Origin of the sequence: Arthrobacter sp. UCD-GKA, from assembly GCF_001863355.1 — a bacterium.
Lineage (GTDB): Bacteria > Actinomycetota > Actinomycetes > Actinomycetales > Micrococcaceae > Paeniglutamicibacter.
The window spans coordinates 282482-307173 of the sequence record NZ_MOLR01000004.1 but is presented as its reverse complement, the minus strand read 5'-3'; the positions used below and the strand labels follow the sequence as shown (position 1 = coordinate 307173).

24 protein-coding genes are annotated in these 24692 nt (G+C 67.1%); 14 read left to right on the top strand and 10 right to left on the bottom strand.

Annotated elements, in window-relative coordinates; all coding sequences use genetic code 11:
* Positions 1 to 109: 109 nt before the first annotated feature.
* The 11 genes from BLJ79_RS07695 (at position 110) to BLJ79_RS07645 (ending at position 10144) form a co-directional block, all read left to right on the top strand.
* Entirely contained in the window at positions 110 to 1258 is a 1149-nt protein-coding gene (locus BLJ79_RS07695) for a thiamine pyrophosphate-dependent dehydrogenase E1 component subunit alpha (RefSeq protein ID WP_071214125.1), read from the top strand.
* A complete protein-coding gene (locus BLJ79_RS07690; protein WP_071214124.1) occupies positions 1255 to 2235 on the top strand; it encodes an alpha-ketoacid dehydrogenase subunit beta in 981 nt (326 codons plus the stop codon). Before BLJ79_RS07695 ends, BLJ79_RS07690 begins: the two co-directional genes overlap by 4 nt.
* Before the next feature lie 64 nt (positions 2236 to 2299).
* Positions 2300 to 3727 carry a dihydrolipoamide acetyltransferase family protein gene (locus BLJ79_RS07685; RefSeq protein WP_071214123.1) on the top strand — a complete coding sequence of 476 codons (1428 nt, stop codon included), beginning with the start codon at positions 2300 to 2302 and terminating at the stop codon, positions 3725 to 3727.
* A 158-nt stretch (positions 3728 to 3885) separates the two neighbouring features.
* Positions 3886 to 4698 carry a hypothetical protein gene (locus BLJ79_RS07680; protein WP_071214122.1) on the top strand — a complete coding sequence of 271 codons (813 nt, stop codon included), beginning with the start codon at positions 3886 to 3888 and terminating at the stop codon, positions 4696 to 4698.
* Positions 4699 to 4740: 42 nt separating this feature from the next.
* Positions 4741 to 5379 (top strand): phosphoribosylanthranilate isomerase, encoded by a 639-nt coding sequence (locus tag BLJ79_RS07675; protein ID WP_083411089.1) that lies wholly within the window; start codon positions 4741 to 4743, stop codon positions 5377 to 5379.
* 163 nt (positions 5380 to 5542) lie between these two features.
* A complete protein-coding gene (locus BLJ79_RS07670; protein ID WP_071214501.1) occupies positions 5543 to 6436 on the top strand; it encodes a LysR substrate-binding domain-containing protein in 894 nt (297 codons plus the stop codon).
* Positions 6433 to 7533, top strand: coding sequence for an enolase C-terminal domain-like protein (locus tag BLJ79_RS07665; RefSeq protein ID WP_071214121.1), 1101 nt, complete (start codon positions 6433 to 6435; stop codon positions 7531 to 7533). The genes BLJ79_RS07670 and BLJ79_RS07665 overlap by 4 nt, the downstream gene beginning before the upstream one ends.
* A gap of 33 nt (positions 7534 to 7566) precedes the next feature.
* On the top strand, positions 7567 to 7845 hold the full coding sequence (catC, locus tag BLJ79_RS07660; protein ID WP_071214120.1) for a muconolactone Delta-isomerase: 279 nt from the start codon (positions 7567 to 7569) through the stop codon (positions 7843 to 7845).
* Between the two features lie 458 nt (positions 7846 to 8303).
* On the top strand, positions 8304 to 9158 hold the full coding sequence (gene catA, locus BLJ79_RS07655; RefSeq protein WP_071214119.1) for a catechol 1,2-dioxygenase: 855 nt from the start codon (positions 8304 to 8306) through the stop codon (positions 9156 to 9158).
* A gap of 169 nt (positions 9159 to 9327) precedes the next feature.
* Entirely contained in the window at positions 9328 to 9888 is a 561-nt protein-coding gene (locus BLJ79_RS07650) for a flavin reductase family protein (protein ID WP_071214118.1), read from the top strand.
* 67 nt (positions 9889 to 9955) lie between these two features.
* Positions 9956 to 10144, top strand: coding sequence for a hypothetical protein (locus BLJ79_RS07645; protein WP_071214117.1), 189 nt, complete (start codon positions 9956 to 9958; stop codon positions 10142 to 10144).
* A 107-nt stretch (positions 10145 to 10251) separates the two neighbouring features.
* Here BLJ79_RS07645 and BLJ79_RS07640 read toward each other — a convergent pair whose 3' ends face one another.
* The 7 genes from BLJ79_RS07640 to benA form a co-directional block, all read right to left on the bottom strand.
* Positions 10252 to 11046 (bottom strand): alpha/beta fold hydrolase, encoded by a 795-nt coding sequence (locus tag BLJ79_RS07640; protein ID WP_071214116.1) that lies wholly within the window; start codon positions 11044 to 11046, stop codon positions 10252 to 10254.
* Positions 11047 to 11084: 38 nt separating this feature from the next.
* Positions 11085 to 13763, bottom strand: a complete 2679-nt coding sequence (locus tag BLJ79_RS07635) for a helix-turn-helix transcriptional regulator (RefSeq protein ID WP_071214115.1) — start codon at positions 13761 to 13763, stop codon at positions 11085 to 11087.
* Positions 13764 to 13864: 101 nt separating this feature from the next.
* The gene (locus BLJ79_RS07630) at positions 13865 to 15226 is read right to left on the bottom strand and encodes an MFS transporter (RefSeq protein ID WP_286135303.1); all 1362 of its coding nucleotides are present in this window, start codon (positions 15224 to 15226) and stop codon (positions 13865 to 13867) included.
* Positions 15227 to 15452: 226 nt separating this feature from the next.
* Positions 15453 to 16292, bottom strand: a complete 840-nt coding sequence (locus BLJ79_RS07625) for a 1,6-dihydroxycyclohexa-2,4-diene-1-carboxylate dehydrogenase (RefSeq protein WP_083411086.1) — start codon at positions 16290 to 16292, stop codon at positions 15453 to 15455.
* Positions 16289 to 17842 carry a benzoate 1,2-dioxygenase electron transfer component BenC gene (benC, locus tag BLJ79_RS07620; RefSeq protein WP_071214114.1) on the bottom strand — a complete coding sequence of 518 codons (1554 nt, stop codon included), beginning with the start codon at positions 17840 to 17842 and terminating at the stop codon, positions 16289 to 16291. The genes BLJ79_RS07625 and benC overlap by 4 nt, the downstream gene beginning before the upstream one ends.
* A 123-nt stretch (positions 17843 to 17965) precedes the next feature.
* A complete protein-coding gene (gene benB, locus BLJ79_RS07615) occupies positions 17966 to 18511 on the bottom strand; it encodes a benzoate 1,2-dioxygenase small subunit (protein ID WP_071214113.1) in 546 nt (181 codons plus the stop codon).
* The gene (benA, locus tag BLJ79_RS07610) at positions 18489 to 19889 is read right to left on the bottom strand and encodes a benzoate 1,2-dioxygenase large subunit (RefSeq protein WP_071214498.1); all 1401 of its coding nucleotides are present in this window, start codon (positions 19887 to 19889) and stop codon (positions 18489 to 18491) included. Before benA ends, benB begins: the two co-directional genes overlap by 23 nt.
* A gap of 290 nt (positions 19890 to 20179) precedes the next feature.
* Between benA and BLJ79_RS07605 the strand changes: the two genes are divergently transcribed.
* Positions 20180 to 21481: a benzoate/H(+) symporter BenE family transporter gene (locus tag BLJ79_RS07605; RefSeq protein ID WP_083411085.1), complete on the top strand. Its 1302-nt coding sequence runs from the start codon at positions 20180 to 20182 to the stop codon at positions 21479 to 21481.
* 40 nt (positions 21482 to 21521) lie between these two features.
* On the opposite strand, the gene BLJ79_RS23325 is transcribed toward BLJ79_RS07605, so the two are convergent.
* The 3 genes from BLJ79_RS23325 to BLJ79_RS07590 are packed head-to-tail and all read right to left on the bottom strand — an operon-like array spanning position 21522 to position 23036.
* Positions 21522 to 22031 (bottom strand): DUF2127 domain-containing protein, encoded by a 510-nt coding sequence (locus tag BLJ79_RS23325; RefSeq protein WP_071214112.1) that lies wholly within the window; start codon positions 22029 to 22031, stop codon positions 21522 to 21524.
* A gap of 11 nt (positions 22032 to 22042) precedes the next feature.
* A complete protein-coding gene (locus BLJ79_RS23320) occupies positions 22043 to 22471 on the bottom strand; it encodes a DUF1232 domain-containing protein (protein ID WP_071214111.1) in 429 nt (142 codons plus the stop codon).
* Positions 22472 to 22478: 7 nt separating this feature from the next.
* Entirely contained in the window at positions 22479 to 23036 is a 558-nt protein-coding gene (locus BLJ79_RS07590; protein ID WP_217641832.1) for a Chromate resistance protein ChrB, read from the bottom strand.
* A 169-nt stretch (positions 23037 to 23205) separates the two neighbouring features.
* On the opposite strand from BLJ79_RS07590, the gene BLJ79_RS22820 reads away from it, so the two are divergent.
* Both BLJ79_RS22820 and BLJ79_RS07580 read left to right on the top strand, forming a co-directional pair.
* Positions 23206 to 23562, top strand: a complete 357-nt coding sequence (locus BLJ79_RS22820) for an ArsR/SmtB family transcription factor (RefSeq protein WP_071214109.1) — start codon at positions 23206 to 23208, stop codon at positions 23560 to 23562.
* A complete protein-coding gene (locus tag BLJ79_RS07580) occupies positions 23559 to 24692 on the top strand; it encodes a cation diffusion facilitator family transporter (RefSeq protein WP_139194771.1) in 1134 nt (377 codons plus the stop codon). The genes BLJ79_RS22820 and BLJ79_RS07580 overlap by 4 nt, the downstream gene beginning before the upstream one ends.

Here is a 24692-nt window from a genome sequence, read left to right as displayed (position 1 = left end):
TGGTTTGCGGCAATCCACCGCTAGGCTAGAACAGACAATCCCGCTATATGCCCCATGGGGAATGTATTCCGCATGGGGCATATTTCATGTATGTAAGGACGCCCTCGGTATGACCAACACCGTGCACGAGCCCTCGGAGCAAGCGCTGATACAGCTACTTACCCCCGAAGGGGAACGTCGCTCGCATGCCGAGTACGACAGCTACATCCAGGATGTCGACGCGGAAATGTTGCGTGGGTTCTACCGCGACATGGCACTTACCCGCCGCTTCGACCAGGAGGCCACCGCGCTGCAGCGCCAGGGCCAACTGGCCCTGTGGGTTCCCCTGCGGGGCCAGGAAGCGGCACAGATCGGTTCGGGCAGGGCCACCCGCCCGTCCGACTACATCTTCCCCACCTACCGCGAACATGGCGTGGCGCTGACCCGCAATGTCGACTTCCCGCAGATGCTGCGGATCTTCCGCGGCATCTCCAACGGCGGCTGGGACCCGAGGGAAAACAACTTCCACATGTACACCATGGTGCTTGCGGCCCAGATGCCGCACGCCACGGGCTACGCCATGGGCATCCAGCGCGACCAGGCCGGCTGGGACGCCGAACGCCTGGAGAAGGACGGCGAGGCCGTCGTGGCCTACTTCGGCGACGGTTCCTCCACCGAGGGCGAGGTCCATGAATCCATGGTCTTCGCCGCCAGCTTCAATTCCCCGGTCGTCTTCTTCTGCCAGAACAACCAGTGGGCCATCTCGGTCCCGTTCCACGTGCAGTCCAAGGTGCCGCTGGCCGACCGCGCCGCCGGCTACGGCTTCCCCGGAATCCGGGTGGACGGCAACGACGTGCTGGCGGTGCTGGCCGTGACCCGCTGGGCCCTTGAGCGCGCCCGCCGCGGCGAAGGTCCGGTGCTGATCGAGGCGGTCACCTACCGGATGAGCGCCCACACCACCGCCGACGACCCCACCAAGTACCGACTGGACGCCGACGAGGAAGCCTGGGTCGGCCGCGACCCGCTGGCCCGCCTGGAGAAGCACCTGCGGGACAACGACCTGGCCGACGAGCTGTTCTTCAAGCAGGTAGCCGTCGACGGCGACGAGATGGCCACCCGCGTCCGCGTCGAGGCCATGGCGTTCCCGGACCCGGAACTCGCCCAGTCCTTCGCCAACGTCTACGCCGAGGCCCACCCGCTGATCCAGGAAGAGCTCAAGTGGCACCTGGAATACGAAGCAGGATTCGCCGACACCACCGAGGAAGGGGCCACCCGATGAGCACCACCACGATGACCCTGGCCAAGGCCATCACCGCCGGACTCGACAAGGTCCTGGCCGACAACCCGAAGTCCCTGCTCATCGGCGAGGACATCGGACGCCTGGGTGGCGTCTATCGCGTCACCGACGGGCTGATCGACAGCTACGGTGCCGACCGCGTGGTCGACTCGCCGCTGGGCGAGGCCGGGATCATCGGCACCTCCATCGGGATGGCCATCCGCGGCTACGCCCCGATCGCCGAGATCCAGTTCGACGGCTTCGTCTTCCCCGCCTTCAACCAGATCACCACGCAGCTGGCCAAGATGCGCGCCCGCTCCGAGGGCCGCTTCGGCGCCCCCGTGGTCATCCGCATCCCCTACGGCGGCGGCATCGGGTCCATCGAGCACCACTCCGAATCCCCGGAGGCGCTCTTCGCGCACACCGCCGGGCTGCGCATCATGGCGCCGTCCAACGCGCACGACGCCTACTGGATGATCCAGCAGGCCGCGGCCTGCCAGGACCCGGTGATCTTCTTCGAACCCAAGCGCCGCTACTGGCTCAAGGGCGAGGTCGACACCGAGAACCCGGCCGCCGACGCCTTCAAGGCCCAGGTGATCCGTCCCGGCGAGGACGCCACCATCGTCACCTACGGCCCGCTGGTGCCCGTCGCCCTGGCCGCGGCCGAGGCCGCGCGCGAGGACGGCCGCAGCGTCGAGGTCATCGACCTGCGCTCGGTCTCGCCGATCGACTTCGACACCATCACCGAGTCGGTGGAAAAGACCGGCCGGCTCATCGTCACGCACGAGGCCCCCACCTTTGGCGGCATCGGCGGGGAAATCGCCGCCCGCATCTCCGAGCGCGCCTTCCTCTCGCTGGAAGCCCCGGTCATCCGCGTCGGCGGCTTCCACATGCCCTACCCGGTGGCCAAGGTCGAGGAGCAGTACCTGCCCGACATCGACAAGGTCCTCGAGGCCCTCGATCGGTCCTTCGCCTACTAAACCGCAGGTGCGCACCTTTGCCACCGCACCGCAGATGCAAAGTTTCTCACAAGGAGTGAAGACGATGAGCACCTTCAATCTTCCCGATGTCGGCGAGGGCCTCACCGAGGCCGAAATCGTCAGTTGGAAAGTCAAGCCCGGCGACACCGTGGCCGTGAACCAGGTCTTCGTGGAGATCGAGACCGCGAAGTCGCTGGTCGAGCTGCCCAGCCCCTACGCCGGGGTGGTCAAGGAACTGCACGGCGCCGAGGGCGAGACCCTGGCCGTGGGTGCCGCGCTGTTCACGGTGGAGGAGGCCGGTTCCCGCCCGGCCCCGCTGGCCAACGTGCCCCAGGTGGCCGACATCGCCGAATCCGACACCCCGGTCGCCAGCGAGGAACCCGGCCCGCTGGTCGGCTCGGGACCCAAGGCCGATGCCGTCAAGCGCCGCGCCCGCACCAACCGCCCGGTCCCGACCAGGCCCGGCAGGGCCGCAGGCGCACCGGGTGCCCCGGCGATCCCCGCCGCGCTGGCCGACACCATCTCCCGCCGCGCCGCCGAGATCGGCCAGGCCTCCACCCGGCTGACCGCAGCGGCCAAGCCCGCCGTGGCCGCCTTCGTGGACCGCGTGCTGGCCAAGCCGCCGGTGCGCAAGGTCGCCAAGGAGCTCGGCGTGGACCTGACCGAGGTCACCGGCACCGGAGGCCAGGGCGAGATCACCCGCGACGACGTGCTCTCCTACAAGTCCCAGCGCGAGGCCGAGCGCGATGCGGCCCCGATGTTCTGGTCTTCCCAGGGCGTGGAGCTCGACGAGCGGATCGTGCGCACCCCGGTGCGCGGGGTGCGCAAGGCCACCGCCAAGGCCATGGTCGAATCGGCCTTCACCGCCCCGCACGTGTCGATCTTCGTGGACGTGGATGCCTCCCGGACCATGGAGTACGTGGCCCGGCTGAAGAAGAGCCGCGACTTCGAGGGCATCCGGGTTTCCCCGCTGCTGGTGCTGGCCAAGGCCGTCATCTGGGCGGCCGCCCGAAACCCCTCGGTCAACGCCTCCTGGGTGGAGACCGAGAACGGCGCCGAGATCCAGGTCAAGCACTTCATGAACCTGGGCATCGCTGCGGCAACGCCGCGCGGGCTGATCGTCCCGAACGTCAAGGAAGCCCAGAACCTGTCCATGCGCGAGCTGGCGATCGCGCTGAACGACCTCGCCGAGACCGCCCGCGCCGGCAAGACCTCCCCGGCCGACATGGCCGGCGGCACCCTGACGGTGACCAACATCGGCGTGCTGGGCATCGACACCGGAACACCGATCATCAACCCCGGCGAGGTCGCGATCGTCGCCTTCGGCACCATCCGGCAGAAGCCGTGGGTCGTCGACGGTGCAGTGGTGCCGCGCTGGATCACCACCCTGGGCGGATCCTTCGACCACCGCGTGGTGGACGGGGACCTGTCGGCCCGTTTCATGGCGGACGTGGCGGCCATCATGCAGGAACCGGCGCTGCTGCTGGACTGACACACAGCGGGACAACCTGTCGGTCCGCGGCCGGTGCGTGGAAGCGATTCCGCGCACTGGCCGCGGCACTTTCCCGCGCTGGCAATTCCACCGGTGCTGGGGCACAGTGGAAAGCGTATCGACGTCCGATTATGCACTCGCGCACAAGGAGACCACCGATGAGCATCAACCGGGCAGCCGCCGCATTCGGTGTTGCATCGCTGCTGGGCATGGTTTTGCTGGCCGGCTGCGCAGATGCCGCACCCCGCAAGACCTTGAACCAGAGCACCATCGATTCGAGCCCCTTCGGCCCGCCGCAGGTGCCCTCCGCCTACCCCGGGGAAGATTCCGGCAGCCCGGGCCCGACCCCCACCCCGGCGGCCTCGAGCCAAGCGTCCGGCGCCCGGGTCCCCGCAGGCGAGATCGACACCACCGGGTGGAAGAGCTTAAGCACCCAGGGAGTGGGCTTCACGTACCCGGCCGACTGGAACATCGAGGAAGACGACTGCAGCGACTGCAACTCCACGGCCAAGGCACTGGCTGACCCGTTCGCCAAGTGGGACCTCGAAAACTCCGACGGCGACGAGATCGCGGAGTTCCGGGCCGACAGTGCGACGGACACCGACGGCGACATCGCAACCTACACCCGCACCGTCCTGGAATCCACGCCCCTGGACGCCGGCTTCCACCAACCGGCCGAGGTGCTCTTCGAACACATGGTGATCCAGGCGCCGGGCAAGAAGACCGAGCAAAAGGTCGTGCTGATGATCAACGACTCCGCCGCCACCAAGGCGCGCGGCGAGCGCCCGGCGCTGGACTTCTTCACCCCGGTCAAGGGCCTGGCCAGCCAAATGGCCAGCACCGACGACCTGGCCGAGGAACTGGGGTTCGACGACGACCAGGTGAGCCTCGACGAGGCCAGGAAGATCATGCGAAGCAAGGAATACCGGCAATTGCGGGCCGTCATGCTCAGCGTGCGGATTCAGAAGTAGCATGGAAGTCGACCAACCCACGTACCGACCGGGAAGTGCCGAGTGAATCACCAGCTGTACATCAAGATCTGTGGACTGAGCACTCCCGCGACCGTGGAAGCGGCCGTGGAGGCCGGTGCGAACGCCGTGGGATTCGTCTTTGCCCCCGGCAGCCCCCGGACCGTGGACCCGGAGCTCGTCAAGACGCTCGTCGCCCGGGTGCCCGCGGACGTCGAAACCGTCGGGGTCTTCCGCAACCAGCCGCTGGACCAGGTCATCGACCTCGCCAAGCGGGCCGGCGTGGGCACCGTCCAGCTGCATGGCGACGAGCCCTACGCGGATGTGCAGGCACTGCGCGAGCAGGGGTTTGCGACGCTGCGGGCCCTTTCCTTCGACGACTACCGGGCGCTGGCCCCGGCGGAACGGGAACGCTGGGAGGCCGAACGGATCCTGCTGGACGCCGTGGAACCGGGCGCCGGGGTCACCTTTGACGCCTCGGAGCTGCTGGCGGAACCGCCCGCCGGAACCTGGATACTGGCCGGGGGGCTGAACCCCGGCAACGTCGCGCACCTGGTTCAGACCCTGCAGCCTGCCGGGGTCGATGTCTCTTCCGGGGTCGAATCCAGCCGAGGTACCAAGGACATCGGGCTGATCGAGGCATTCGTCGCCGCGGCCCGGTCCGCCGAAGCCACGGCCCAATAGGCGCAGCGTCCTTCGCCCCGGAGGATGCTGGAATGGCGGCCACGCCGACGACTGATACTTTTTGGCTCTGAATCGAGCCGATACATGTATTTCCCATAAGTAATCTTTGCGTCCTAATCTGGCAGTGGAGCACATCAGTGCCCGCGACCGGAGGGTGGACGACGTGGAAGTGCGTCAGATGCGTTACTTCATTGCCGTGGCCGAGGAAAAACACTTCGGCCGCGCTGCGCAACGCCTGCACATGGCCCAGCCCCCGCTGTCCCAACAGATCAAGGCGCTCGAGGAGCAGCTGGGCACCCAGCTGCTGGTGCGCACCACCCGCAAGGTCGACCTCACCGCTGCCGGCGAACTGCTCCTGGCCCGGGCCAGGTTGCTGCTGGCCGAGATCGAGAAGCTCGAACAAGACGTCAAGCTCGTGGGCCAGGGAGCCAGCGGCGTGCTGCGGGTTGGTGTGTCCGGCACCGCCACCTACCGTCTGATGCCCATCATCGTGCAGGCCGCCCGGAAACACATGCCGGGCCTGCGCCTGAGCGTGCAGGGCGAGATGCTCACCCCCGAGATGGAAATCGCGCTGGAAGAGCAGCGCGTGGACGTCGCGGTGCTGCGCCCGCCGATCCGTTCGAACCAGTTGAGCCTGAAATTCCTGGAGAAGGACGAACTGGTGGTGGCCCTGCCCGAGGACCACGAACTGGCCTCGCGCGGGCTGCTTGAGCTCGCGGACCTGGCCGATGAACCATTCATCGCCTACCCGTTGAGCTCCGCGGTGAATGCCATCTCCACCGAGGCCTGCCGCCAGGCCGGGTTCAGCCCCCGGATCGTCCAGGAAACCCAGGAAACCTCCACCCTGCTTTCATTCGTTGCCGCCGGGATGGGCGTTGCCCTGGTCCCCACCGCGCGACGCATGTTTGCCCTGCAAGGCATCGTCTTCCGCCAGTTGCGCAATGCGCCAGCGGTCGACCTTGCCGTTGCCTGGAAGACCGACAACGAAACAGCCCTGCTGAAGAAGTTCCTGGACCTCTTCGAGACTCCAGCCACCACGGAAGGAAACCAAGCGTGAAAATCCTGCGCATTGAAGCGATTCCCTATTCGATTCCCTACAACCACCCGCTCAAGTTTGCCAGCGGGGAGGTCACCGACGCCGAGCACGTGCTGGTGCGCATCCATTCGGACGAGGGACTCATCGGCGAGGCCGACGCCCCGCCGCGCCCCTACACCTACGGCGAGACCCAGGCATCGATCATCACCATCATCGAGAATGTCTTCGCCCCGCAACTGATCGGGCTCGATCCATTCGACCGCGGCAAGGTCCATGAGGTCATGGCCCGGACCATCCACAACCAGGTGGCCAAGGGCGCCGTGGACATCGCGCTGTGGGACCTGATGGGCAAGGCACTGGGGACCCCGGTGCACAAGCTGCTGGGCGGCTACACCGATTCGATGCGCGTCTCGCACATGCTCGGGTTCAAGCCGGCCCAGGAACTGCTCGACGAGGCGCTGCGTTTCGGCGAGGAATATGGCATCACCACCTTCAAGCTCAAGGTAGGACGCCGCCCGCTGGCCCTGGACATCGAGGCCTGCCACGTGCTGCGCGCCGGGCTCGGCGACGACGTGGAACTCTACCTGGATGCCAACCGCGGCTGGAGCGCCAACGAAGCCATGGAGGTGCTGCGACGCACCGAGGGCCTGGGGCTGACGGCCCTGGAGGAACCCTGCGACGCGAAGGAAGCCATGAGCCGCCGTCGCCTCGTGGAGAAGTCCCCGATCCCCATCGTGGGCGACGAATCGGTGCCGACGGCGGGGGATGTCTCGCGCGAGCTGCTCTCCGGCGGCTCCAACGCGATCTGCATCAAGACCGCCCGCAGCGGCTTCACCGAAGCCACCGAGATCCTGGGCCTGTGCACCGGGCTGGGCGTGGATGTCACCATGGGTAACCAGATCGACACCCAGGTCGGCTCGCTGGCCACCGTGACCTTCGGTGCCGCCCACGAGGCCACCGTCCGCCGGGCAGGGGAGTTGTCCAACTTCCTGGACATGGCCGACGACCTGCTGGCCGAACCCATCCGGATCAACGGCGGCCGCATCTCGGTGCGCAACGTCCCGGGCGTCGGCGCGGCCGTCGACGAGGACAAGCTCACCCGCTACCGCCAGAACTAGCACCTACCCAAAACGCCTACTCCAGGAGAAGACATGTTGTTCCTAGCCCGCATGGACGTAACGTTCCCGCCACACCTGACCGAGGCGCAGATCGCCGATTTCCAGGTCCGCGAGAAGGAATACTCGGGATCGCTGCAAGGCAGCGGAAAGATGGCCGGCATCTGGCGCATCGTCGGCGAGTACGCCAACCACTCGCTGTTCGATGTCGAGTCGAATGACGAGCTGCACCAGATCCTCAGCGGGTTCCCGATGTACCCGTACATGAAGATCAAGGTCACGCCGCTTGCCAAGCACCCGAACTCGATTCGCTGACACCGGTATTCTTTAGAACGCCACCCGGTCCGTGGCGTCGGGACGCGCTTTAATGCGTGCCCCGGCGCCACGGACCGTTGTCGTTGGAGGACGCGCGCGGGCCCGCCGGCGCACTGTTCTCGCCTGGGCCCGCCTTCCGAACAGGGGTCATGACGGGAAGCCTGGACCGGGCGTCCAGGCCGCGGACATCGATGCTTCACAGCACCCGCGATGCAATGGTTGAATGATCTCCTCCGCATCCTGGATCGGGCGCGATCCGGTCGTCGGGGCCGTTCAACCGTGGAAACCGTCGACTTATATGCAGAACATCTGAATGTAGCGAAAAGAAGTATTTCCCTCTTCCTAATAACCGTCATAGATTGAAGGCATGGAAAATCGCTGTGACAGCAATCACCGGACCATGTGACCGGCGTCCAGCGCAACAACACCCCTCCAGCAGGAGATAGAAGGAGCAACTCGTGAGCACCGAAACCACCGCCAGCGCAGCATCGTCAGGCAACGCAGCCACCGACCGATTCCGCGAATCGGGCAAGACCTCTTCCCTCACGGTTGATGTCGAGCGCGTCAACCTGCTGGCCAGCAAGCTGATCAAGGCCGCCAACGACATCGTCCTCGAAGAGCGCGTCAGCTACGACGAGTTCAATGCCCTGAAGGCATGGCTGATCAAGGTCGGCGCCGACGGCGAATGGCCGCTGTTCCTCGACGTCTGGCTGGAGCACTCCGTAGAGGACGTCGCCACCGACCACCGCGAGGGCAACAAGGGCTCCATCGAGGGCCCGTACTACGTGCCCGAGGCTCCTGAGCAGAACTCCCCGGCCACCATCCAGATGCGCGACGACGAAAAGGGCACCTCGCTGCTCTTCCAGGGCCAGGTCCGCAGCACCGACGGCAGCGCGTTGCCGAATGCGAAGATCGAGCTGTGGCACGCCGACGAAGAGGGCTTCTACTCGCAGTTCGCACCAAACATCCCCGAGTGGAACCTGCGCGGCACCTTCATTGCCGATGCGGAAGGCAACTTCCAGATCAACACCATGCAGCCGGCCCCGTACCAGATCCCGACCGACGGCGCCTGCGGCCAGCTGATCGCCGCCGCCGGCTGGCACGCCTGGCGCCCGGCCCACCTGCACCTGAAGGTCTCGGCCCCCGGCTTCGAACTGCTCACCGCCCAGCTGTACTTCCCGGGCGACGAGCACAACGACGACGACATCGCCACCGCGGTAAAGCCGGAGCTGCTGCTGGACATCCAGCCGGCCACCGAAGGCACCGGCGTGCAGACCACCTACGACTTCGTGCTTGATCCCGTAGCCAAGTAGGTCCTCGCCTCCCTCGTCACGGCGGGGCTCCCGGAGACATGTCCCGGGGACCCCGCCGTTGTCGTACCCCCGCACTTCCGCGGCGCCGCGAGCGGTGCCGCAGCCGGGCACCCAGACAACACCAAGACCACCGTCGCAACCCGGCAAGACATGCGAAAGAGAACCAGCAATGACCCAGGAATCCATGTTGAACTCGGTTGATATCAGTGAACTGCGCAGCGCGTTTGGCCAATTCACCACCGGCGTCACCGTGGTCACCACGCAGGGCACGGACGGACATCCCTACGGCGCCATGGTGACCGCGTTCGCCGCGGTGTCGGTGGACCCGCCCCTGGCACAGATCACGCTGACCCGCAGCTCGAGGGCAGCCAAGCACCTCGACGGGTCCTCATTCGCCATCAATATCCTCTCCGCGGACCAGCTTGAGGTTGCCAGGCACTTCGCCGGCCAGCCCTTGGACCGCGAACCGGAATGGGTCCTGAACGGAAACGTCCCGGTGCTGGTGGGCAACGCCGCCACGCTGGAATGCCGGGCCTGGAACCACTACGACGGCGGCGACCACATCATCGTGGTCGGCGAAGTGACGTCGCTGACCATCGGCGATGCCGAGCCGCTGCTCTTCCACGAAGGCACGTTCCACCGCATCGGTGAACGCCTCCTGGGCGGAGAAAGCGAAAGCTGGTTCGCCGGCGCCAAGGCCTTCCAGCCATTCGTTCCGCAACACCAGTGAGACCCTGCGCCGCCCGGCGCAGGCCAACCGACAGCCCATGCACCACCTGGCCACAAAGGAGCACACCATGTTTGTCCCAACACGGCGAAAGACCGCAGGAAACCAGCGTCCCTCCGCCAACGTGCGGCCGATATCCGAGACCGCACCGGTGCTGAACCACTGGGCCTGGACCGGGTGGATGCCCGAAGCCGAGCCCGAACCCCGGCACCCTGCACTGCCGGCGGCCGAAAACCACCCGGCGTTGCTTGCCGCATAAACCTTGCGTCCCGAGCGGTACGGACCAGCGAAAGGCCCCAGACAGCAAAGACGCTGGCTGGGGCCTTTCGTGCGTCAGGTGCTCGACCACGAGCGCACCGCGACCCGTCAACCGACCGAGCGGAGAAAATCCGTGGTGTCTGCCGCCACGCGTTCAGGGCATTCCCACAGCACCAGGTGTCCGGTGTCCGGATAGACCTTCAGGACCGAACCGGCAATCCGCGCGGCCAGGGCCTGCTCATCGGCCAGTGACAGCAGGTGGTCGTGCCCGCCCCACAGGACCAACGTGGGTGTCGCGATGGTTCCCGATTCGGTGGGCGGTGCGGCCTCGCACAATCCCTTAAGGATGGCGCGCCACACGTGTGCGGGCATCCTGGTTCCGTCGTCCACGCGGTCGTCGATGAACCAGGCGGGCACCTCGTGCAGCAGCGGAAACCAGGTGAGCGATTCGCGGACCCACGCCGCGCCGATCGGGTCTACCAGTGTCTCGACTTCATCGGCGAAGGCGGGCCGGCCGCGCAGGCTCAGCGGAGCGCCGACCAGCACCAGGGCCGCGACCCGTTCCGGGCGGCCCGCGGCCAGCGCCTGGGCCACATAGCCGCCGCTCGAGGAACCCAGGACGAAGGCCCGGGGGACCTCGAGCGCATCGAGGATCGCGGCCACGTCCGCGGCCTGTTCCGCCAGCGAATATCCGTCCTCCGGCTTGTCCGCATCGCCCTGGCCGCGCAGGTCCGGAGCGTAGATCCTGAAGCCGGCCAACAGGGGTGCGAGGCGGTCGAAGCTCTCGAAGGACTCGCCCCAGGCATGCAGCAACAGCAACGGCCGGGCGTCCGGATCCCCGTCGATGAAGCACGGCACCTCGATGCCGGTGGAGAGCGTGAGTTTGTGCGCCTTGGATCCCATGGTTTCAGGCTACGCCCGGGGTTCCCTCCTGCCCATGCCTACCCGTCGGACTCCCGGTACCGGGCAGCGAGCTCGGTGCGGGAGGTCACCCCGAGCTTGGCGTAGATCCGGGTCAGGTGGTACTGGACGGTCTTGGCGCCGATGAACAGTTCCTCGCCGGCCTTCTTGTTGCTCGCCCCGGCACAGACCAGCGAAGCCACCGCCTTTTCCTGGGAGGTGAGCGTCGACCAATCCGCGGCGTCGCGGCGCGGAACGCTGATGCCGGTGGCCTGCAGCTCCCGGTTGCACCGTTCGATGTAGATCGTGGCACCCAATTGGGTGTAACCGGCCAGCGCCCGGGTGAGCGGTCCGACGGCGTCCCCGCGCTTGCCCGCCCGGCGCAGGGCCTGCCCGTAGGCGTACTCGACCTGGGCCCGCAGCACCGGCAGGGCGGTTCCCTGCAGCTTGGCCAGGGCCTCGTCGAAGGCGGCCCGCGCTCCGTCGATCTCTCCGCGCGCACTGAGGATCTGTCCGCGCACCACCAGGGCGCGCGCCGTGGTCGAGCGGTGGTTGCGTGCCCGGGCCAGGGCCTCGTACGGGTCCAGCAACGCTTCGGCCTCCTCGAGGCGGTCCTTGCGGACCAGGGCATCGAGGTAGAGGTCCTGCCAGGGCCAGAAACCCGGTTCGTCGATTCCGCCGGAACGGTCAAACGCCAACAATGGCTCGAGGGCCAGAATGACCTCGTCGTGGTCGGCGCGGGCCCTGGCGGCCGAGGCACGCGCCATGCGGTACGGCACTTGCATCACTTCGTAGCTTCCGGTGCGTGCCCAGGCCTTGGCCAGGTGGGCCTGGGCCTCGTCCTGTTCGCCGCGCATGGAATGGATCAGCACCGCGGTGTGGTGCAGCAACGGGCGCATCAACTCGATGCCGGAGCGCTCCTGCAGGACGATGGCTGCCCGCACCGTCTCCAGCGCCTCGTCCCAGTCCCCGGAGGCGAACTCGGCCCGGGCCAGCCAGGCCCTGGCCCACAGGGCAATGCGGTGGGAACCTTCGCTGTAGTCGGTCGAGCTGGCGCTGGAAAGTTCGTGGCGGGCCAGCTCAACCTGGTCCCCGGCAACATGCAACCAACCCAGCGACATCTCGGCGCGCTGGCGCTGGGCACCCGAAGGCAGGGTGGACAGCAGCGCTGTCAGCATTTCCTCGCCCCGCATGGTTTCGCCGACCATGCCCAGACCCAGTCCCTGGATGACCGAGGCCTCGACGGCCAACGTGCTTTCCGGGCTGGCCAGCTCCAGGGTCTTTTCCGCCCAATCCACCAAACCTGGCCCGTCAATCCGGCAGAGAGCGTCGAGGACCCGGCGTTGGGCGACGGTGGCCATGATCTCGGTCAGCCCCGAGTGCGCGGCGCCGGTCCAGGCGCTGGCCAGCCACAAACCGGCGGTGTTGGCCAGGCCCCGGAGGATCGCGATGTAGCCCGAAAGCAGGTCGCGTGCGGGACTGGCGGCCAGGGAAGCCAGCTCGTCCGAACAGGCCAGCGCGCCGGGCAGGTCGCCTGCGGCCACCGTGGCGTCCACGGCACGCAGGAAGAGCGGATCGCGGTGTTCCCGGTCCGTCGCCAGGCCAGCCGCCCGATGCAGGGCCACCGCTGCCGAGGCCCACTGCCCCTTTTTCGCCTGTCTTTGGGCGTAGCGCTCCAAAAGGTGCGCCAGCGCGGGATCCGAGAGCAACGTGGCATCGGCCCGGTGGGCCAGGGCGGTTCCTTCGGACTCGCTTGTGTCGGCAGCAGCCGCATGCAAGGCCAGACGGCGCGAAAGCGGGATCAGGTGGTAGACGGCCATCTGGGCGATCAGTCCCGGGAACACCAAGGAGAGGTTTCCGCCGGTTCCCGCCACGGACGCCAGCCCGGAGGCCACGCATTCCTCCACCAGCGGGAGCGGGTCCGCGGTTCCGGCCAAGCGAACCACGGCGTCCAGCCGTGCGCCGTACTCCATCACCGAGGCGGCCTCGACGAGGGATCTGGCATCCGGCGAGAGCCCGCCCAGCCGCGCGGCCGTGTCGGCGGAGAACGCACGGGGCACCGGGAACCGGCGGCCCGGTTGGTTCCAGGTTTCCTCGGGATTCTCCCTGACCAGGTCCAGGGCCGTGTGCATGTTTCCGCCGGTGTAGGCGGCCAGCTGGTCGGCCGCGGCTGCGGTGAGCTCGATGCCGAGCCGGGCCACGGAGATTTCCCTCAGGGCCGCTCCGCTCGGGGGATCCAGCTCGATTGTGGTGCTGCCCGGCGATTCGATGAGTTCGCGGGCTCCGGGCGGGAGGAACGCGGCTTCCTCCTGGCGCAGGGTCAGGATCACCAGCACCCGTTCGTTGCGCAGCCGCCGCCAGGCGAACAGCAGTGCGGCGAGGGATTCGGCGTCCGCCCACTGCAGGTTTTCCACCAGGATGATGCCGGTGCGCTTGCCGACCGCCTGGAGGAAGGCGAGCAGGGCCTCGGGCAGCGGGTCGGGACCCGCGGTGCCGGAGGCACCCAGCATTTCCTGCAGGGCCGATCCTGGCAGTTCCCTCTCCCAGCGGGCCCCGCCGGAGGTCCAGGCGGCAAGATGCTTGTTGTTTTCCATGAAGCGCCTGGCCACGGTGCTCTTTCCGCACCCGGCCGGGCCGCGCAGGATGAGCAGCTGCGCGGCACATCCCTCGGCGGCTTGCAGCAAGCGAGCCATCAAGGCCAATGACCGTTGTTGATCCATGGTTCCGCGTCTACCAATCTTTCAATGTACACAGACGGGGCTGCGTGGACATCATTGTCCACGCAGCCCCCCAATGGTCGGTTGGTGCACCCGACCAGTGCTTATTTTGCGATGCCGGCCTGTGCCTTGACGGCGCGTACCGGGATGCCGGTTTCCGAGTTCCGCAGCGGAACGCACGCGGTGACCAATGCACCAACGATAGCAACCCCGGCAAAGACGTAGAAGGCGATGTGGTTTTCCACGCCCGCGGCCATGAGCAGCCCGCCGATCAACGGACCGAAGATGCCGCCCAACCGGCCGAACCCGGCGCACCAGGCAACGCCGGCGCCGCGCGCGGCGGAGTTGTAGTAGTTGGAAACGAACCCGTAGATCAGCACCTGGGTGCCGATGGTTCCAACCCCGGCCACCGCTACCAGTGCGAGCAGGATGCCGAAGGGAAGCTGCATGGTCAGCAGCACCATGGCGACCGCGGCGAGGAAGAACGTCGTGGAGACCACGCGCTTGGCACCGATGCGGTCGGCGCCCACGGAGGCAATGAGCCCGCCGAAGACCGCGCCGGCGTTGAGCACCAGCAGGAAGGCCAGCGAGTAGGACTTGCCGTAGCCGAACTGGGACATGATCTGCGGCAGCCAGGTGTTCAGGCCGTAGGTCAGCATCAGGCCGGCGAAGCTCATCAGGCCCAGCAGGAGGGTCGGCAGCGCGTACTTCCTGGAGGCCAGTGCCCGGAAGCCGATCTTGGTGTCAACGGCTTCGGGGAGAAGGGCGTGGGCGCCGGTGGCAACGGGTTCGGTGATCGGGACGCCGGTGCGGATCGAGACGCGCTGTGCGTCCTCGGTGCGGCCGCGGGCCATGAGCCATTCGGGGGATTCCGGGAGCTTGGCCAGTGCCATGGGCAGCAGGAAAAGGATGGGGGTGGCACCGACGAGGAAGAGCCCGCGCCAGCCGATGTGGTCCAGGAGCACGATGGCCAGCAGGGACGCCAGGACGCCGCCGACCGGGACGCCGGAATAGACGATGGCGTTGTAGTAGTTGCGCTTGCCCTTGGGGGCGAACTCGGCCACGACCGCGCCGGCGGTGGCCACCAACGCGCCGACCCCGAGCCCGGTGGCGAAACGCAGGGCACCGAACGCGAAGACGTTCGGGGCCAGGGCGGTCAGGCCCATGAACACGGAGAACCAGATGATGCCGGTGATCATGATTTTCCGCCGGCCCAGGTAGTCCCCGACCGCGCCGGTGGTCAGGGCGCCGACCATGACACCGAACAGGGCCCAGCTGCCCAGCACCCCGGCCGTGGCGGGGCCGATTTCCCCGAGCTGGGAGGGATCGTTCAGCAGGGTGGAGACGATGGTTCCGTAGACGACCAGGTCGTATCCGTCGAAGATCAGGGCGATGGCGGCAATGGCCACCACCCAGCGGACGGTGCTCTTTTGCCTTGCGAGGGTGCTTGGTTCCGGTGATTTCACGTTGTGCTCCGTTTGTCTCATGGGCCCGGCGCGCACGGCATTGTGCGGGTGTCAGGGCACGAACAAGTACCTCGGGGGATTCCCCGGGGTGTGGAAGCCGTGGCCCGGGGGATCCCGGGTGGCGGGCCGTGGAATTGCTGGGGTGGAAACTTGGTGCTGGTGGATACCGGTCGCAGGCGGCGGCAAGACCGCCGCCTGCGACCCGGATGGGGGGCGGGGACGGGGCCTAGCCCAGGTCCCCGCCGGCCACCGCCAGGGTGCTGCCGGTGATGTAGGAAGCCTCGTCGGAGGCCAGGAACGCGATGGGACCGGCCTGCTCCTCAAGGGTTCCGTAGCGCTTCAACAGGGTCGAATCGACGGTCTGGTCAACGATCTGCTGGTACCAGGCCTGCTCCTGCTCGCCCTCGGGTGAGGGGCCTCGCTTGACCAGGCGCTCGGGGGCCTGCGTGCCGCCCGGCGCGGTGGCCACCACACGGATCCCGTGGGCAGCCCCCTCCATGGCCAGGGCCGAGGTGATGGCCTTGACCCCGCCCTTGGCCCCGGCATACGGGACGCGGTTGACGCCTCGAGTGGCCACCGAGGAAACGTTCACGATGGTGCCGGACCCGGCCTTGATCATTTCCGGGAACGCGGCGCGGCACATCCACAGGGTGGGGAAGAGCGAACGCTGGATTTCCTTGCTGATCTCCTCCGGGGTGTAGTGCTCGTACGGCTTGGCCCAGATGGTCCCGCCGACGTTGTTGATGAGCACGTCGATCCGGCCGTATTCGCCGACCGCGGCGGTGACCGCGGACATCGCGCCCTCGAAGACCTCCAGGTCGGCGGTCACGCTCAGGGCGTGCACGCCGTGGGCCCGCAGGCCCTCGGCAACGTCGTGGACCAGCGGGGACCGGTCCACCAGGACCAGTTCCCCGCCCTCGGCGGCGATCCGCCGGGCCACGGCCCAGCCGATGCCCTGGGCCGCCCCGGTGATCAGCACGACCTTGGAGTCAAAGCGTCCGGCGTGGAAGGACTCGGGCAGGGAGGTCGTGGCGGCCTGGTGTGCCGCCGTGTTGTCGGCGCTCATTTGCCCGGGGTGCGCGACGCCGCGGCCATGGTGGCCTTGGCGTGCTCGTTGTGGGCGATGATGGCCGTGCGGGCGGCGGCCAGGTCCTGGTTTTCGAAGGCGGCGACGATTTGCAGGTGGTCGGCGTCGACCGCGCCGTCGATCCAGTGCTCCTTGCGCAGCACCTTGGCCATGGTCGCGGGGACCTCCAGGCGGTTGTACGCCTGCAACAGGTGTTCGTTGCCGACGCAGCTGAACAGGAACTGGTGGAAGGCCTCGTTGGTGATGGTGAATTCCTCGGAGCTGACGAACTTCTCGCCGTCCAGGGTCTTGCCGGCCAGTTCGGCCAGCACCTTGAACTCGACAAGCTGCTCGGGCGTCAGCTTGCCCATGGTCAGTTCAACGATGGCCAGTTCCAGAGCCATGCGCGCGTCGAATTGCGCCTGAAAGGTTGCGTGCTCTTCGCCGATTTCGTAGGCGGGCAGGGCTGCCGGGGCCTCGGAGGCGGGAGCCTCCGCCGGAGCAGCTGCCGCTTCGGGTGCCGGTGCGGCGGCATCGGGGGTGACGGCCAGTGCGAACTTCTCGAAGTAGAAGTTCTGCGGCTTGATGCCCTCGGCCTCCAGGTGGCGGCGCACGCCCTCGACCATCGGCGGTGGACCGCAGAGGTAGATGTCGACGTCGCCCTCGACCAGGTGGTGCGGCTCGAAGTGGTTGGTGACGTAGCCCTTCTTTTCCGAGCTGCTGGCCGGGTCGCCGACGACGGTGTCGAAGGTGAAGCCGTCGATGCGTGCCTTGTAGTCCTCGAGCACGTCAAGCTCGACCAGGTCGGTGTCGGTGTTGACGCCGTAGATCAGGTGGGTCGGGTGGGGGGTGTCCATGCCCGAGAGCTTTTCCAGGATGGCCAGCAGCGGGGCCAGTCCGGTGCCGCCGGCCAGCAGCAGCGAGGTGCGCTTGGGATCGCGCAGGAAGAAGCTGCCCATCGGGCCGGTGAAGTTCAGCTTGTCCCCGACGGCTGCGACGTCGCGCATGTAGGTGGACATCAGTCCGCCGTCGGTGATGCGGATCAGGAAGGAGAGGGTGGAGACCTCCGGGCCGGAGCTGAAGGAGTACGAGCGGGTCTGGCCCCCGGAGCCGGGAACCTCGATGTTCACGTACTGGCCGGGCAGGAACGAGAGCTCGTCGCGGTTCTCGATCTCGAGGCTGAACGCGTAGGTGGTCTCGGAGAGGCGGCGGATCTCGGTCAGCGTCGAGGAGTACGTGGTCGCGGCGGTCTTGGCGACGTCCGAGGTGGTGGGAATCTGCAGCACCAGGTCGGACTCGGGGACCATCTGGCAGGGCAGGCAGAAGCCCTTCTCGGCCTCGTCGTCGGTCAGCGCTTCCTCGATGTAGTCGCCGGCGTCGAAGGTGCCGGATTCGCAGAAGGCCTTGCAGGTGCCGCACGCGCCGTCGCGGCAGTCGAGCGGGATGTTGATCCGTGCCTTGTAGGAGGCATCGGCGACGGTTTCGCGGGGTCCGACCTTGATGAACCGGGTAATTCCGTCCTCGAAGGCGAGGGCAACCTGATAGGTCATGAGGGGAGCTCTTTTCAAAATAGTGCAGGGTGGTGCGGCAAGAGGTGCAAGGTGGTGGTGCGGGGGCGAATCAACGCCCCCGCACGCCGGTCTCGAAGGGCCTGGGAGGGGCCCGGGACGGGACTAGATGTGGTAGATGTCGACCACGTGGTGGATGTAGTCGTTCTTCAGGACGACCTTCTTGGCCATGATCACCGGCTGGGTGCCGGAGTAGTCGATGGTGTAGAAGGAGGTGCCGAAGTAGGTGTCGACGTTCTGGTAGCGGTAGTACAGGGTGAACCAGTTGAACCGGATATCAACCTTGTCGCCGTCGACGGACACGATCTCGACATTGGAGATGTTGTGCCCGGTGCGCGGCTCCGGCAGCGAGGTGGCGCTGGAGCGGTCGGTCTTGATGCGGAAGACGCGGTCTTCCAGGCCGCCGCGGTTTCCGTAGTAGATCAGCGAAATCTCGCGCTGCGGGTCCTCGGTGAGCTTGTCGTCGTCGGCCCAGGCGGGCATCCAGAAGGTGGCCTCGGGGTGGTAGCAGTCGATCCAGCGGTCGAAGTCGCGGTCGTCCAGGAAGCGGGCCTCGCGGTAGAGGAACTGCTTGATGTCCTCCAGCGCGAGGGGCCCGGAGCTGGTCTGTACCTCGGTGACGATGGCGTCAGTGGTTGCAGTCAATGTCATGCCCCTTTTCGGTGGTTCCGTTGGTGGTGTTTGCCGCCTCGGCGGCGACGGCCTCGCGCATGGTGGTCAACCAGTAGCCGTGCTGGATCGGGTACAGGCCCTCGTCCTCGGTGCGGGCGCCGGAGGAAATCGGCTCCAGGCCGATCTTCTTGGCGTTCTCGTCGGGACCGGTGATCTGGTGCGCCTGGCCGCGGGAAAGGTCGTTCCACTTGGCGGCGGTGGCCATGTAGGTCTTCTGGCAGGAACGGAATTCCTCCAGGTCGTCCGGCGTGGCCATGCCCGAGGCATTGAAGAAGTCCTCGTACTGGCGGATGCGGTTGGCGCGGGCCTCGTCGGATTCGCCGACCGGGGCGATGCAGTAGATGGTGACCTCGGTCTTGTCGACGGCCACCGGGCGGAAGACGCGGATCTGCGAGGAGAACTGGTCCATCAGGTACACGTTCGGGTACAGGCAGAGGTTGCGGGAAACACCGATCATCCAGTCGGCCTTGGCCTCGCCGTGGGCGGCGACCAGTTCGTCGCGCTTCTCGGCCAACGGGCGGTTGGCCGGGTCCAGCCATTCGGTCCACAACAGCAGGTGGCCGTTGTCGAAGGAGTAGTAGCCGCCCTCCTGCTTGTCCCAGCCACCGGCATCCATGGTCTTGGTGTCGTTGGAGGATTCGCCGGCCGCGCGGCGGGCCTGGGTGGCGGCGTAGTTCCAGTGGGTGGCCGAGACGTGGTAGCCGTCGGCACCGTTTTCCGCCTGCAGCTTCCAGTTGCCGTCGTAGGTGTAGGTGGAGGAGCCGCGCAGGACCTCAAGTCCCTCGGGGGACTGGTCCACGATCATGTCGATGATCTTGGTGGATTCGCCGAGGTGCTCGGTCAGCGGCTTGACGTCCGCGTTCAGCGAGCCGAAGAGGAAGCCGCGGTAGGACTCGAAGCGGGCGACCTTGGTCAGGTCGTGCGAGCCGTCCTTGTTGAAGCCCTCCGGGTAGCCGGCGCCGCGGGAGTCCTTGACCTTGAGCAGCTTGCCGGAGTTGTTGAAGGTCCAGCCGTGGAAGGGGCAGGTGAACGTGGTGCGGTTGTCGGTCTTGCGGCGGCAGAGCATCGCACCACGGTGGCTGCACGCGTTGATGAGGGCGTTGAGCACGCCTTCCTTGTTGCGCGAGATCACGATCGGCTGGCGGCCGATGTTGGTGGTGAAGTAGTCGCCGATGTTCGGGATCTGGGATTCGTGGGCCAGGTAGATCCAGTTGCCCTCCCAGATGTGCTTCATCTCCAGTTCGAAGACCTCTTCGTCGGTGAAGATGTTCCGGTTGGCGCGGAAGACGCCGGTCTCCGGGCTGTCGACGAGTGCGTCGTCGAGCAAGGTCGAGACTGCATTGAGAGTTTCAGTCATGGTGTGCTCCATCCTTCATAGGGGCGCTGGCGCCCGGGTCCACCGCTGGGGTGGCGAAACCATGATCTACACCATGCCAGTACGTGCGCGAACTCACACTGGGCATATGCCTAGGCTTGACCAAGGGTAGGGTTCATTGAGTGGATTGAGATATCAATCACACTATTCTGGGTATTTGTCTGGTGTTCACCGGCACCGTAGCGTTGGTGGCCAAGCGCCATGGGCCCTTACCGCGGCCATGCCGCCGGCGACGGGCCCGGGCATTCCCCACCCGAAAGGCGGCCCGCCCCGTGCCCGACAGCCATCGCGAGGAAACCGCAGCCACCGGGCGAAAGGCCCGCCGCCCGGGGTTCTGGGGAGATGTCTCGATCAGCGCGATCTGTGCAGGCCTCATCGCCGTGGCGGTCTCCTATGCCGGCCCGATGCTGGTCATCATCCAGGCCGCCGAGCGGGCGGGCCTCGAATCGGCGCAGACCACGTCCTGGGTCTGGGCGGTATCGGTGGGCAGCGGCATCGTGGGCCTGGTGCTGAGCCTGTTTACGCGCCAGCCCGTCGTGGTGGCCTGGTCCGTTCCTGGCGCGGCGCTGCTGCTGACGGTGCTGGGGGACTACGAATTCTCCGAGGCCGTCGGGGCCTACCTGGTGGCCGGGTTGCTGGGCCTGGTGCTCAGTTTGAGCGGGCTGTTCGGGAAATTGCTGGCCGTGGTTCCGCGGCCGATCCTTGCGGCCGTCCTGGCCGGGGTGCTGCTGCCGTTCGTCCTGAACGTGACCCAGGCGGTGCTTGCCTCGCCGCTGGTCGCCGGTGGATTGGTGGTGGCATATTTTGCCGGGCGGCGACTGTTCCCGAAGTACGCGGTGCCAGGTGCCCTGGTTGTTGGCGTGCTGCTGTCGGTGGCGGCCGGCCAGGCCCAGGCCCCGGAGCTGTCGCTGGCGCTGACCAGCCCGCTGTTCACGGTTCCCACCTTTTCCATCCAGGCCATCATGGGCATTTCCATCCCGTTGCTGATCGTGACGATGGCCGGACAGAACGGCCCTGGACTGGTCATGATGCGCACCAGCGGCTATGAGCCCAACGACCGGCTGCTGCTGGCCGGCACCTGCGTGGCCAGCGTGCTCTTTGCGCCGTTCGGGTCGCACGCCATCAACCTCGCGGCCATCACCGCGGGAATCTGCTGCGGGCGCGAGGCCCACGAGGACCCGGCCAAGCGCTATGTCGCAGGGGTTGCCGGTGGACTGTTCTTCATTGGCTTCGGGTTGTTCAGCGCCACGATCCTGGACCTCTTTGACGCGGTGCCGGGCGAGCTGATCACCGCCATGGCCGGGGTGGCATTGCTGGGCGCGTTGCAGGGGTCGATGCTGGACATGCTTGATGCCGGGCGGCATGGGCCGGCGGCCATCGAGGCCGCCGTGGTCACCCTGATCGTCACGGCCTCGGGCATTTCCCCCTTCGGCGTCGTGGCACCGTTCTGGGGCGTGTTGGCAGGTGCGGCCGTGTATCTGGTGCTGACGGCCCTGCGGAATCCGCGCGGCCGGAAAAGCCCCGTGGGCCCAATTCGGGAGCAGCAGGTCCCGGCCACCGAATCCCGGGGCTGAGCCGCCGGGGCACCGGTTCCGGGAGCGTATCCGGGCCGGTTCAGCCGGGCTCCACGCGGTGCGCCGGGTCGGAGACCAATTCGTGCCGACGCTTGTGGCGGCGGTATTCGTGCCAGGTCAGCACCGTGACCGCGGCGTCGAAGATGGTCAGCGCCCACAGTCCGCCGGTGGGCGCCACAACTAGTTCGTACCCCTGGTAGGCGATGAAGGCCAGCAACATGGCAATCATCCAGGGGTAGGCCCAGAACTGCTTGCGCAGCAGCGCGGTGACCAGCACGATCTTCACCGCGCCGTGGATCAGCAGGTAGACGGCGGCGAAGGCGATCCCCTGGTCGGTCAGCCCGCCGGCCACGTGGAGCAGGTGCGTGGCGATGAAGTCCGTGGGATCCTCGGAGAGCTCCTCGCGCGTCAGCAGCACCACCAGGTGGTTCAACGTCCCGGGGCTGGCGAATAGCAGCAGCAGGCCGCCGATGACTTCCGCCAGTCCGTCAAGGCCCTTGCCAACGACGCCGATCCAAAACAGGCGTCCCCACCAGTCGAGCTTTTTCACGGGCGCTTCTCCTAGTCGGCAGGGGCCGCCGGGGCCAATCCCGAGAGCTTTTCGACCAGCAGCAAGCCAGCCGACGACCCGGTCCAGTTCCTCTCCAGCGACTGCCTCCCGGAGGCCCGAACCACCAGGCGCAGCACCAGGGCCACGACCAGGACGTCGTCGGCGTATCCGATCACCGGGATGAAGTCCGGCACCAGATCGATCGGGGAAGCGAGGTAGGCGAGCAGGAAAAGCAGGGCCAGGCGCGGACGCAGCGGCAATTCCCGGTCCGACACGAGCCTGCCCAGGAAGCGGAGCAGGTCGGGCAACAATTTCAGGGCGTCGCCCAGGGCGACGGCCCCGGGGTTCTTGCGCGCGTAAAGCCACAAGGACGCCAGTGCCACCGCATAGGCCAGGAGCACGCTGCCGCCGATGACCAACAGGGGCTCAAGCCACGGCATGCGGGACTCAGCCCCGCCCGGAATCCGTGGTTCCCTGTTCGTCCGGGGAACCATCGTTGTGCAGCCGGGCATAGACCATGTCGGCATACTCCTCGAGGCGTGCGACGCAGATCTTCAGGTGTTCTTCGGCCGCGCCGGCCTCGGCCAGTTCCAGCACGTCGCGGCTCTTCAGATCGCGGTGCCACCGCCGCAGGCGTTCCAGGCTCTGCTCTTCTTCCTCCAGCTCGGCCAGGGTGAACTTTTCGATGCGGACCTCCTTGGCGATCTCGGCCTCGAACTTGCCGCAGTCGGCGGAGAACTCCTTCCACTCCTCGAGCCGCAGGGTTCGGAAGGCGGAGGCGACCGCTTCCTGCCCGGGTGCGCCGGCGGTCGCCGTGGAAAGCACGATGACATCGCCCGCGCCCTTGGCCGCCAGGTCCTGGACCTTGGCGAGGGAGCCTTGGAAATGCGGGGTGTCGGGCACGGTCCACACCCCCTGGGAGACGGGGGCTGCGCCGATGCGGCGCAGTTCGCGCCACACGGCGACGCGGTGCCGCGACGAGGCCCCGGTCAAACGAACGATCAATACCAACCATGTCATGGTGCAAGGATAGATGGTTACATCAAAGAATGTAACAAGTTATACAAGAATACTTGGCTCCCGGGGCAGTGCGCAGCTCGGTTGGCCACGCCGGTCCTGACCGTGCAGGGGCCAATGCTTGCCATCCCCAACCAGTATATGCAACTATCTGCGTATGAATGCAGATAGCGAAGCATGCGCCCTGGACGCCGACAGCCAGTACGTCGAACTGGCGGTGGAGGTGTTCAGCATGCTCGCGGACGCCACCCGGGTGCGGATCATCCTGGCCTTGAGGTCCGGGGAGATGGCGGTCGGTGCCCTGGCCGAGTTGCTGGGCAAGACGCCAGCCTCGGTCTCCCAGCATCTGGCCAAGATGCGCCTGGCACGCATGGTCTCGACGAGGCAGGACGGGACCAAGGTGCTTTACCGCCTGGAAAACGAGCACGCGCGCCAACTGGTCGTCGACGCCATCCACCAGGCCGAACACGCCCTGGGAGGCACCCCCGCCCACCATTCCCGGGGGCAACAGTGAACGCGGCGAGCGGACAGGCGCCGGGGAACCACGTCCACGATCACGGGCCCGGAGGGCACCACGACCACCCGCATGAGCACGAGCACAACCATGCCGGCCATGACCACGCCCATGACCATGGCGCCCACGGCCACAAGCACCGCTCCGGCTTCACCGGATGGCTGTTCGAGCTCTTCGTTCCGCACACCCACGACGCCGCCGATTCCATCGACGACGCCCTGGAATCCAACATCCAAGGGATCCGGGCACTGAAGGTCAGCCTGGCCATCCTGCTGGCAACCACCGTCCTGCAATTCATCGTGGTGGGTTTCAGCGGATCGGTGGCCCTGCTGGCCGACACCATCCACAACCTCTCCGATGCGCTCACGGCCGTGCCCCTGTGGATCGCCTTCATCCTTGGGCGCCGGGCGGCCAACCGGAGCTACACCTTCGGCTACGGGCGGGCCGAGGACCTGGCCGGGTTGTTCATCGTGGTCGTGGTGGCCCTGTCCGCGGTCCTGGCGGCCTGGCAGTCGATCGACCGTCTGCTGCACCCGCAACCCCTGGCGCACCTGGGCTGGGTGCTGGCCGCAGGCGTCGTGGGATTCATCGGCAACGAGGCCGTGGCGATGTACCGGATCAAGATCGGGCGGAGGATCGGCTCCGCCGCGCTGGTTGCCGACGGGGTGCACGCCCGCACCGACGGATTCACCTCCCTGGCAGTCGTGCTGGGCGCCGGCGGCGCGATGCTGGGCTTCCCGCTGGCCGACCCCATCGTGGGCCTGCTCATTTCCGCGGCCATCATCGTCCTGCTGGTGGGCACCATCCGCAGCATCGGGCGCCGGCTCATGGACGGCATCGAGCCGGACCTGCTGGCCCGGGCCGAGGAGGCCTTCGCCTCGGTTCCCGGGATCGTTCAAACGCCGCGGATCCAGTTGCGCTGGGTCGGGCACCGGCTGCACTGCACCGCCGTGGTCGTGGTCCGGGACGCGGCCCTCTCCGAGGTCGAGGCCACGGTGGAGGAGGCCAAGGCGGCCGTTGCCCGGGCGCTGCCCAAGCTCGATGACGTGTTGGTCCAGACCGGGACGCGGCGCCTGGATGCGGTGGGGGAGGACGCCGAGTCCGAGCTGGTGCGGGAACCGGGGAACTGA